Here is a 10646-nt window from a genome sequence, read left to right on the forward strand (position 1 = left end):
CAACTACTAAAATCTACCAATCTCTACCAAATTAGTAATTGCTCCGACAGAATTATGGTTAAAATCCTTATTTTTAATCAATTTACTTTATGAAATATTTGTAACCTGAAACCAACGGATATTTGAAAAACCTGAAAACTTTTGAAATTTTTACACGTTTTTACAGGATGTCACACCTGCCCCGATTTCCTGGAGGGGAGCAACCTCTCTATTGCCCCGGTCCTTTCGTTCCTGTCTCTTTCTTGAACGGCCGGTACACCACGCCGCCCCCTTCATAGAACTTCGAGAAGAACTCCACGAGGTGCAGACGTACCGCATGGATCGAGGGGCTGAACATCGCGAGCAGCAGGTTGAGAGCATGCAGCAGGATCGCGACTACGATGCCGATGATCGCGATCCCGAAGGCGCCGCTGAGCCGGTTTGCCACTATCGCAAGGATCACCGAGGCCATGCCGATCGCCATCAGACGGGCGTACGAGAGGATGTTGCCGGCCGTGCTCATCACCTCGATCGTACCGAAGACTCCTGCCCCGAGGAGGATCAGCGGCAGGGAGATGACCATGAGGATGACGACTGGCCAGACCAGCGTATCGGGTACGAGGCCACCGAGCATGAGGACGAGGAGGATCAGAGCAGAGATCATCATCAGCATGCCGGTCTTCTCCATCAGGTGCTTCCGGTTCTTCCTCACGATCGCGTTCCGGATGCCGATCGCAAGCCCGAGGAAGACGTGGATGACGCCGAGCGTGATGGCAAAGGCGAGCATCGGGATCATCGCGTCCACCCGGTTCCAGCTTATCCCGAGCAGGGTTACCGGGTGGATCCAGCCCATCGTCTCCCCGAGATCCCCGAAGAACTCCCCGAAGAGGAACCCGAAGAAAATCGTCGGGATCGAGGAGATTATCAGGATATCGGCCAAGTGCTTTGCAAACGCGATAGCGGCATACCGGTGCCGGACGGCGAGAGCGATGGCGAGGATCAGGATGCCGTACCCGATGTCGCCGACCATGATCCCGAAGAACAGCGGGAAGAAGATCGCGAGGATTGGGGATGGGTCGACCTCGCGGTACCGGGGTGCGGCCACGAGCTGCATGATGAACTCGAACGGCTTCACCCAGCGGGGGTTATCGTAGAAGACCGGTGCGTCCTCCATGTCTTCTGCTTTCACCTTCATCTCCTGGACCACCACACGGTCGCCGAACACGTCGTGCAGGGCCAGCCGGGTCTTCCTGAGATATTTTTTCGGGATCCAGCCCATGATGACAAAGGTATATTCCGAGAGCCCGAAGTTCGAGTAGGCCGAGAGCTCCGCATGGACGTCTTCTAGGTGTTTTTTCAGGACAACCAGTTCCTGGTACCAGACCGAGGAGAGGGACTGGAGCTGCGTATCGATCGCCTGGATCTCCTCCTGCGCCCGGAGCCGGCTCTCCGCGATCAGGGCATACATCTCGTAAAACGGTTTGCCGGTATACTCTTTCGGGAGCCGGACCTCGTTCACGTTCACGGAGTAGATGAACGCATGCACCTGTTCTGAATATGATTTCGGGAAGACCATGATGGCGGCGAGGGTCTCGGCATCCACCGTGGTCGAGATCATATCGAACCTTTCCCCGGTGATCGTGGCAATCTCCTGCCGGATCAGCCCGATGACGTCGCTGTGCTCCTGCTGGATGAGGAGGATCGTGACCTCGAACCCTTCGAGAGCTGGCAGTTCCTTCTCGATCGGGTGGATGATGTCCAGTACCTTTGCGTACCGGGCGAGGGCAGTTACCGAGAGGGCGAGTTCGCTCTTCTTTGCCGAGAGTGCCCGGGTGGTGGTCTCGAGTTCCCGGATGATCTCCCGGGCCCGGAGCACGAGTTCACGGTGGGACCGGGCATCCATACCGGCACTGATCATCGCCTGTCGCAGGGGATTGTTTTCAACCACCGGCAGTGTGCCGGTGATTGCATCGATCGCACTGAGCACATCTGCGATGTCCCGTGCCTGTTCGACTTCCACCGGGACAAGGCCAATTTCGTTCTGCGGGACCAGCCGTGTGGCATTTTCAAGATGGATCGTTCCCGCCCGGTAAAGGATGTCGACAGCCCGGCCCAGGTCCGCTTTTGGCCCGACCACCTGGATGCGTTTCATCACCTGGAGCATGAACACCCTGTGCCGGGTCTTTCCGGCTACTCACCCTTCACGTACCGGACAATCCTCTCCACCGCGGGCGCGAGGTTCCTCTCACTCTGGAGTCCTGTGGTTTCCCGTGCAAGTTCCGCCTCCCGTTTCAGATCCGCGATCTCATCAGCGGTTGCTCCCCGTGCTTTCCAGTACACCTGCTCGGCAGTCGTCTTCCCGGCCTTGTCGGCAGTGCAGACCAGGTCTTCTGCTTCGTTGCGGGCCGCAGTGATCGCGGCGTCAGTCTCGGCTTTTACTTTGTCTACCTCGACTGCAAGTTCCTGCTCCTTCTCGCGTATCTGTTGCAGCAGTGTCTTTTCTTCAGCCATCGGTATCACCTATAGGTTGTACCAGCTCTTCAGTATCATGGTCACGCCGTAACTGGTGGTGCTGCCCGGTCCCTCATCATCATGCCGGGGGATCGACGGGACCAGCTGCCCTTCGCCTTTCCGCAAGCCTGCTGCGATCCGCTTCCGATAATTTCCGAGTGCTGCTTCCCGAAGCGCCCGGACGGCTCTTTCGAGATCCTGCACCATAGTCAATCAGGCCCCTTACCGGGATACCGTTGCTCACAGGTCTGTAATACGGCAGTTACCTATATACTTTCCTGCGTTGCACGGGCGGCCCGCGGGAAAAAATCCCAAAAGGAATTCATTAATGTCCCGGACGCACACCCTTCAATCAGGAACCGGCCGAAACGGTAGCCGGATTTTTCAAAGGTGACGACATGGACGTGCTTGCGAACCTCGGGTTGCTTGTGATCTTCCTTCTCGTACTCATCCTCCCGTTCCGGGTGAAACGCATCGAACGCAACCTCGAGGTCTTCCTCTTTGCCTGCGGAGTTACGGCCCTGACGATCGCAGGGTTCATCGCGGTCTCCGGGGTGAAGACCGGCTGGAGCCTTGCGATAATAGGGGAAGCACTCTGCACTCCTGTCAGCATCACGAACCTGTTCGGGATTCCGGTGGGCATCGTCCAGATTGTACTCGTGGCAGGGCTCCTGATCCATTTCTTCTACCACCGGATGCAGGAAGCAATCGTTGGCCTTGTCGGCCGTCTCTCCTTGCAGGTGATTATTTTCTGCCTCATCGTCATCCTTGGCCTGGTCTCCAGTCTCATCTCCGCGATCCTCGCAGCGATCATCCTGGTCGAGATCGTCAACGCCCTCCCGGTCGTGAAGAAGGCAAAGACGGAGATAGTTGTGGTCGCCTGTTTTGCGATCGGCCTTGGAGCGGGCCTTACCCCGCTTGGCGAGCCCCTCACTACCATCGTGGTTGCAAAACTTGCAGGCGCCCCGTATCATGCAGGGTTCACGTATCTCTTCAATAAGCTGGGCTGGTATGTTGTCCCGTCCATGTTCCTCTTCGGTGTGATCGGGGTTGTCCTCTTCCGCCGGAGCCACAAAGGGGACGTCACGCTCTCCTGCACAGTTGAGCGGGAGACGATCCCCGAAATCTTTCTCCGGGCTGGCAAGGTCTACCTGTTCATCGTGGCACTCGTCTTCCTCGGCGAGGGTTTCAAGCCGCTCATCCTTGAATACGTGATCGCGATCTCCTCGCCAGGGCTGTACTGGATCAACATCGTCTCGGCGGTGCTGGATAATGCGACCCTTGCTGCAGCAGAGATCAGCCCGGCACTTACCTCCCAGCAGATCACGAGTGCCCTCATGGGCCTGCTGGTTGCAGGTGGCATGCTGATCCCGGGCAACATCCCAAACATCATCGCCGCCGGCAAGCTCGATATCAGCAGCAGCGAATGGGCAAAGACCGGCATCCCTCTCGGCGTAGCGCTGATGCTCGTCTTCTTTGTCGTCCTGTTTGTACCCGGCTGGCTTGGCCTTGCGTAACCCTCACCCACCGGGTTGGAATCCCGATAAACAAAGGGAAAAAAACAAGAATGCTGAGTGCCCAGATCAGTTTAGTATGGCAAAAACCGGTGGGAAGACAAAGGTGACCGATGAGGAGATCCGGGAGCAGATCGCAGCCCTCGGGTCACCGTTGATCGGTCAGCGGCATGAGGCCATCGCAGCCCTGCGGGAGACCGGGAGGCCCGCAATCGCCCCCCTCATTGAAGCCCTCGCGGATGCAGAGGACAATGACCGGCGCTGGTACACAGCAGTCGCCCTTGCGAAGATTGGAGAGTCCTCGGTTGCCCCGCTGATCGCGGCGATGCAGGCGGACGTGGGTAGGGATTTCCGGCGTTATGCTGCGGCAGCACTCGGCGAGATTGGCATTCCGGCAATAGGACACCTGATCACGGCAATGGGGAGCGACGATAAGGAACTGCGGGGTTTCCTGTCGCAGGCGCTCTGCCGGATCGGCACGCCGGCCGTTGAGCCCCTGCGGCAACGGCTCGATGATGCCGATGATATCATCCGGTCCTGTGCCACCCTGACCCTCTGGCAGATGGGAGAGGCCGGGGTGCAGACGATCGTGAAAGATGCAGGGAAAGACGAGTAAACAGAGCCGGCCTGCAACAGTTCCCGGATCCTCGTCCTGATCCATCTGGCCTGCCGGGACTATTCCCATGTTCCACGCTCCTGACCGGGCTGTAACACTCCCGTAATACCGGAAAAGCACGTTTTTTAATTTATTTTCTTTCCTGTACGTTCCTTCTCCCGTTTTTTCCCCGAACCGAACAGATATATCTCCTCCCGCGCAACCGTACCCCTATGCTGATATGCTCACCCATGATGGAGGCGTACGAGAAGTCCCTCATGGACGAGCTGCACCGGGCAATTGCAATCGCAAAGGAGGCCCGGTCCCGAGGGCTCGACCCGACCATGGACGTAGAGATCCCGATCGCAAGCGACCTTGCGGACCGGGTGGAGGCGCTCCTCAATATAAAGGGTGTTGCGGCCCGGATCCGGGAGCTCGAGGCATCAATGTCCCGGGAAGAGGTGGCGCTCCGGATCGGCGACGATTTTGTTGCCCATAAATTCGGGGAAAAGAACAACGACGAGGTGCTGGACCATGCGATCCGCGTTGCTATGGCCCTCCTCACGGAAGGGGTCGTGGCCGCTCCCACCGAAGGGATCGCAAAGATCGGCCTTGGCAGAAACGACGACGGTACCTCGTACCTGATGATATTTTATGCAGGCCCTATCCGGAGCGCTGGCGGCACGGCACAGGCGCTGTCAGTGCTTGTCGGGGACTATGTCCGGCAGAAACTGGGGATCAGCCGCTACATTCCCCGGCAGGAAGAGGTGGAGCGGTACATCGAGGAGATCCGGCAGTACAACTCGATCATGAACCTCCAGTACCTGCCAAGCGAGGCAGAGATCCGTCTCATAATCGAGAACTGCCCTGTCTGCATTGACGGCGAAGCGACCGAGCAGGAAGAGGTCTCGGGCCACCGGAACCTCGAGCGGGTGGAGACGAACACCGTCCGGGGCGGCATGGCGCTCGTTATCGGGGAAGGCATTGCCGGCAAGGCCCGGAAGCTCAAGAGCCGGGTCGAGAAGATGAAGATGGAGGGCTGGGACTGGCTCGACAAGCTGATCGCCGGGGCAAAGACCGGTGATGACGATAAGACGGGGGGTATCAAACCCCTTGACAAGTACCTCCGCGATCTTATCGGCGGCCGGCCTGTCTTTGCGTACCCGATGCGCAAAGGGGGCTTCCGGCTCCGGTACGGGAGGTCGCGGAACACCGGCTTTGCTGCTGCCGGGATGCATCCCTCGACGCTCTATGTGCTCGGCGAATTCCTCGCCACCGGCACCCAGATGAAGACCGAGCGGCCGGGCAAGGCCTGCGGTGTCGTGCCGGTCGACACGATCGAGGGCCCGACCGTGCGGCTCTACAGTGGCGACGTGCTCCGTATCGATGACGAGGCAACTGCAAAACGGCTTGAGAAGGGGATCGAGAAGATCCTCGATGTGGGTGAGATCCTGATCTCGTTCGGTGAGTTCCTCGAGAACAACCATCCGCTCGTGCCGGCCGGCTACTGCGAGGAGTGGTGGCAGCTGGATGTCGGCGATAGTGTGAAGATCCCAACGAATGAAGAGGAGGCGCTTTCCCTCGCACGGAACGGGAGCTATCTCCACCCTGCCTGGACCTGGTTCTGGGACGATATCACGGCCGACCAGCTCCGGTCCCTTGCCGAAGCAATCGCCACAAAGGGCTCAGTGGTCGAAGGAGTTCTTATGGCTTCCCTTGACCCGGCAGAAAAGGAATCGCTCGAACTGCTCCTGATCCCGCACGAGGTCCGTGACGGGAAGGTCCTTGTCCGGACCTACCGGACGCTCATTACCGGTCTCGGGCTTGGTGATGACCTGAAGAAGCGGGAGTCCTGGCAGACTGCTTCAGCTTATGCCGACACGCTCTCCCTGGCCATGCACCTCTCCGGACTGAAGATGCGGTCCCGGTCCGGCACCCGGATCGGCGGCCGGATGGGCAGGCCCGGGAAGTCGAAGCCCCGGAAGATGAACCCGCCTCCCCATGTCCTCTTCCCTCTCGGGGACTCCGGTGGGGCACGGCGCTCGTTCCAGTCCGCCTCTGCACATACGGCAGAAGTAGATGCAAACGATACGGAGATCGACTTCCAGAAGGAGGGCGGGATCATCGATATCGAGGTTGGCCGACGGCGCTGCTCGAAGTGCGGGGAGATCACGTACCTGAACCGGTGCACATGCGGCGGACACACGACCGCTGTTTTCACCTGTACAAAGTGCGGGCGGGAGATCGGGCAGGACCGGTGCCCGGCCTGTAATGCCCCGGCCGCATGCAGTCAGCGGATCTCCCTGAACGTGAAGGGCGAGTACGCGAAGGCGATGGAGCGGCTCGGGATGAAGGCTGACAGCGTGGCGCTTGTCAAGGGTGTGAAGGGTGTGATCTCCCGTGAGAAGACCGTGGAGGCGATGGAGAAGGGGATCCTCCGGGCCAAGCAGAACATCTTCGTCTTCAAGGACGGCACCACCCGGTTCGACATGATCGACCTGCCCCTCACCCATATCCGCCCCGACGAGGTCCGGGTATCGGTCGAGCAGATGCGGGCCCTCGGGTACACAAAAGATACGAAAGGCTATGACCTCCAGAACGGTTCGCAGGTAGTGGAGCTCCACCCGCAGGACCTCCTTGTCTCGGACTCCTGCGCCGAGTACATGGTGAGCGTAGCTCTGTTCATGGATGACCTGCTCGTCAAATGTTATGGTCTTGAACCGTTCTACAACATCAGGAAGCCCGCCGACCTCGTGGGCCATCTCGTCATCGGGCTCGCCCCGCACACGAGTGCCGGTGTCCTTGCCCGGATAGTAGGGTTCACCCGGGCTAACGTGGGGTATGCCCACCCGTTCTTCCATGCCGCGAAACGCAGGAACTGCTTCTGGGGCGATACCAGTATCGAGGTCTCTGACGGGAGGACCTGGACAAAAACCCCGATCCGGAAGTTCGTGCTGGAGAATTTCGACCTGAGCCGGCCCGGTATCGACCGGCTTGGCACCTACTACTCGGACCCGGCCCGGCCGTTCTATACCCGGACCGTGGACACGAACGGCCAGATGCACCTCCGGAAGATCACTACGGTTTCGATCCACCGGGCGCCGGCACACCTGATCCGGTTCGTCACCTCCCGTGGAAAAGAGCTTGTGGTCACTCCTGACCATGCGATGCTTTGCTGGGATACAAGTTACCTCCGGAAGATCAAGGCGATGGAACTCAAGCCCGGCGATGCAGTACCGGTCTTCGAAGGATCGTGCGTGATCTCCGACACTATCCGGGTCGCTGAGCCCGTTCCTGCCCCCGAGGAACGGGTCTACTGCCTCACGGTTGCTGACGACCATACGCTCGTGGCAAACGGGATCTTCACCGGCCAGTGCGACGGCGACGAGGACTGCATCATGCTCCTCCTCGACGGCCTGATCAACTTCTCGCGCTCGTTTCTGCCACAGAACCGCGGCGGCTCCATGGACGCCCCGCTGGTGCTGACGAGCCGGATCGATCCGGCCGAGATCGACAAGGAGGCACTCAACGTTGATGTCTGCGAAAAGTACCCGATCGAGCTCTACACGGGAGCGCTCACATTCATCGAGCCCAAGACGATTGCCGGGCTCATCGACCGGGTCGAACGCCGGCTCGGTACGCCGGCGCAGCTCGAGGGCTTCCAGTTCACGCACGACACCTCAGACATCTCCGCGGGTCCTCTCGAGTCAATGTACACCCAGATGAAGACAATGACCGACAAACTCGAGGCAGAGCTTGTCCTTGCCGAGAAGATCCGGGCTGTGGACGCCGACGATGTGGCTGAACGGGTGCTCAATACGCACTTCATCCGCGACCTGATGGGCAACCTCTCGGCCTTCTCCAAGCAGAAGTTCCGTTGCACGAAGTGCAACACGAGTTACCGACGGATGCCGCTCGCCGGGAAGTGCACAAAGTTCCGGGGCAAGGGCATCTGCAACGGTCCTATCATCCCGACCGTGCACGAGGGATCCGTGAAGAAATATCTCGAGATGTCCCGTGAGATCTGCCGGAAGTACAAGATCTCGGAGTACACCAAGCAGCGGGTCGAGGTGATAGACCTTGCGATCACCTCCACATTCGGCGAGGAGAAGCATGAGCAGCTGGGTCTTGCGGACTTTATGTAAATAGACTTTTCCCGTTTCTGTTACCCGGAGCGATTCGGGCTGAAAGGCGTCAGGTTCATGGCAGGTACCTTTTTGGTGTTTTTATCTGGTTGTCCCCGTATGCAGATGGTCCGGGCAAAAAAGTTCTGAAGGGTCAAAGGATTTTACTATCCTTGTGACCAATATAACAGGGACGCGAGAATATCTAAGTGGTCAACAGAGGCGGACTCAAGATTTCATAACCAAGTTTGGCAAAAGAACACAATTACCCCCAAACTCAAAGCCTTTTACTTCTTGAAACAAATAATATCCCGAGCGAGAATACCCAAGTGGTCAACGGGGATCGACTCAAGATCGATTCGCGCAGGCGTTCGCAGGTTCGACTCCTGCTTCTCGCATCCTGTTTTTAAACATCGTCCTTATTAATGGAATGATTATTGAATTATCCTAAACATTTAGAGAAAACTATTTAATAAATCCCTTTCCTAAATTGTATCAATTAAAGGTATACCTAAAAGGTATAGGTTAAATGTATAGGTTAAAGGAACAGGAATGAAACCAGAACTTTCAGACGAAGAACGACGGATCGTAAATGGTATTATAAGTTTAAAGGGAAATGCTAGTCAGAAACTGATTGCAAAAAAAGCAGAAATGAGTACTGCAACAGCATCAAAATACCTGGCAAAATTAGAAGGCAGAGGTATCATAAAGGCAGACAGATCCAAATTGCCCTACGTGTTCTGGGAAATTGTTAATGAGGATGTCTTATGATTGAGTCCTTCCCCCTGAGGGAGTTAACAATTGAAATTACAAAACAGTGCCCGATGCAGTGTATCATCTGCTCATCGGAAGCTGGAAGCAAGGACATTAATGAAATGTCTTTGTCAGAGCTAAAACGGATTGTTGATGATGCAAAGGTTTTGGGGTTAAAGACGGTTGTCTTATCTGGTGGAGAACCCCTAGAATCTACCAATACCGTCGATTTTATCCGGTATATCAAACAAAATGGACTTGAGTTAAACCTTTACTCCTGTGGAAATTTAAAAAAGGGACTCAATGGCATAGGTCCGTTGCCCAATTCTCTTCTCAAGGATCTGAAGGAGTTAAATGTCGATAAAATAATTTTTAGTATTCATGGACCGGATCCGGAAATTCATGATGCTATCACATCCAAAAAAGGTAGTTTTTCCAATTTAATGACTTCCATTAAAAGGGCAAATAAAATTGGACATCAGATCGAGTTACACTTTGTTCCGATTTTGCAAAATTACTTGACCCTGTCAAAGGTTGTTCAATTAGCCAAGGACTTAAAAATAAACAGAATTAGTATTTTGCGTTTTGTTCCACAGGGAAGGGGATTATCGAACCGCGATTCGTTGGAAATTAAGGACGACAAAATTCTTGAATTAAAAAACATTCTAGATGGAATTTTAAAGGACAAACAGGTTGAAGTTCGGTTAGGGACCCCCTTCAATTGTTTCCATCTTGACTGCCAATCAAACTGTTCCGCTGGTATTACCAAAGCAACAATTAGACCGGATGGGCTGGTCGTTCCGTGCGTTAGCATGAAAAGAGTCGGTTTCTCAAACAGTCTTGACGACATCCATTCGACAACACTCGAGACAATTTGGAAGACATCCAAATTATTTGATTACATCAGAAAGTACCATAAAAAAATAGGTCTTTCAAGGTGTAATTCCTGTGATTATTACCCTATTTGTAAAGGCGGTTGTTTAACTCAAAGATTAATCAGGACCGATTCTGTTGATGGGGTCGATTCTTACTGTTTAATGAAAGATACAGAATCGCTTAGGCAAAAAGAAAAAGGAGGTGAGATTTTACTTGGCTCCTCTTGATCCTATCTGGGACGAATCCAAACCGATTAACGATGAGCTTCTTATCGAATGGTTCAGGGCAAAATAT

At 55.6% G+C, this 10646-nt stretch carries 8 protein-coding genes and 1 tRNA gene; 6 read left to right on the plus strand and 3 right to left on the minus strand.

Annotated features, from left to right (window positions below; genetic code table 11):
• Positions 1-208 precede the first annotated feature (208 nt).
• Genes WBL42_RS10385 through WBL42_RS10395 form a run of 3 tightly spaced genes read right to left on the minus strand, consistent with a single transcriptional unit; the run spans position 209 to position 2697 of the window.
• Complete coding sequence (locus tag WBL42_RS10385) at positions 209-2131, minus strand: V-type ATP synthase subunit I (protein WP_424721200.1); 1923 nt, start codon at positions 2129-2131, stop codon at positions 209-211.
• 38 nt (positions 2132-2169) lie between these two features.
• Positions 2170-2490 carry a hypothetical protein gene (locus tag WBL42_RS10390; protein ID WP_424721201.1) on the minus strand — a complete coding sequence of 107 codons (321 nt, stop codon included), beginning with the start codon at positions 2488-2490 and terminating at the stop codon, positions 2170-2172.
• 9 nt (positions 2491-2499) lie between these two features.
• Positions 2500-2697, minus strand: a complete 198-nt coding sequence (locus WBL42_RS10395) for a hypothetical protein (protein ID WP_424721202.1) — start codon at positions 2695-2697, stop codon at positions 2500-2502.
• Positions 2698-2888: 191 nt separating this feature from the next.
• On the opposite strand from WBL42_RS10395, the gene WBL42_RS10400 reads away from it, so the two are divergent.
• The 6 genes from WBL42_RS10400 (at position 2889) to WBL42_RS10425 (ending at position 10579) form a co-directional block, all read left to right on the plus strand.
• The gene (locus tag WBL42_RS10400) at positions 2889-4007 is read left to right on the plus strand and encodes a DUF1646 family protein (RefSeq protein ID WP_424721203.1); all 1119 of its coding nucleotides are present in this window, start codon (positions 2889-2891) and stop codon (positions 4005-4007) included.
• A gap of 76 nt (positions 4008-4083) precedes the next feature.
• Positions 4084-4620 (plus strand): HEAT repeat domain-containing protein, encoded by a 537-nt coding sequence (locus tag WBL42_RS10405; protein ID WP_424721204.1) that lies wholly within the window; start codon positions 4084-4086, stop codon positions 4618-4620.
• A 212-nt stretch (positions 4621-4832) separates the two neighbouring features.
• Positions 4833-8744, plus strand: coding sequence for a DNA-directed DNA polymerase II large subunit (locus WBL42_RS10410; protein ID WP_424721205.1), 3912 nt, complete (start codon positions 4833-4835; stop codon positions 8742-8744).
• Between the two features lie 294 nt (positions 8745-9038).
• Positions 9039-9121 (plus strand) — tRNA-Leu (locus WBL42_RS10415).
• Between the two features lie 154 nt (positions 9122-9275).
• The gene (locus WBL42_RS10420; RefSeq protein WP_424721206.1) at positions 9276-9494 is read left to right on the plus strand and encodes a MarR family transcriptional regulator; all 219 of its coding nucleotides are present in this window, start codon (positions 9276-9278) and stop codon (positions 9492-9494) included.
• Entirely contained in the window at positions 9491-10579 is a 1089-nt protein-coding gene (locus tag WBL42_RS10425; RefSeq protein ID WP_424721207.1) for a radical SAM protein, read from the plus strand. Before WBL42_RS10420 ends, WBL42_RS10425 begins: the two co-directional genes overlap by 4 nt.
• Positions 10580-10646 lie beyond the last annotated feature (67 nt).

This window comes from Methanoregula sp. (genome assembly GCF_049686655.1).
Classification (GTDB): domain Archaea; phylum Halobacteriota; class Methanomicrobia; order Methanomicrobiales; family Methanospirillaceae; genus Methanoregula.

Excerpts from the sequence above, each read along its gene's own strand:
- WBL42_RS10400 (WP_424721203.1), top strand. The coding sequence starts at position 2,889 with ATGGACGTGCTTGCGAACCTCGGGTTGCTTGTGATCTTCCTTCTCGTA.
- WBL42_RS10425 (WP_424721207.1), top strand. The coding sequence starts at position 9,491 with ATGATTGAGTCCTTCCCCCTGAGGGAGTTAACAATTGAAATTACAAAA.
- WBL42_RS10420 (WP_424721206.1), top strand. The coding sequence starts at position 9,276 with ATGAAACCAGAACTTTCAGACGAAGAACGACGGATCGTAAATGGTATT.
- WBL42_RS10410 (WP_424721205.1), top strand. The coding sequence starts at position 4,833 with ATGCTGATATGCTCACCCATGATGGAGGCGTACGAGAAGTCCCTCATG.
- WBL42_RS10385 (WP_424721200.1), bottom strand. The coding sequence starts at position 2,131 with ATGAAACGCATCCAGGTGGTCGGGCCAAAAGCGGACCTGGGCCGGGCT.
- WBL42_RS10390 (WP_424721201.1), bottom strand. The coding sequence starts at position 2,490 with ATGGCTGAAGAAAAGACACTGCTGCAACAGATACGCGAGAAGGAGCAG.
- WBL42_RS10395 (WP_424721202.1), bottom strand. The coding sequence starts at position 2,697 with ATGGTGCAGGATCTCGAAAGAGCCGTCCGGGCGCTTCGGGAAGCAGCA.
- WBL42_RS10405 (WP_424721204.1), top strand. The coding sequence starts at position 4,084 with ATGGCAAAAACCGGTGGGAAGACAAAGGTGACCGATGAGGAGATCCGG.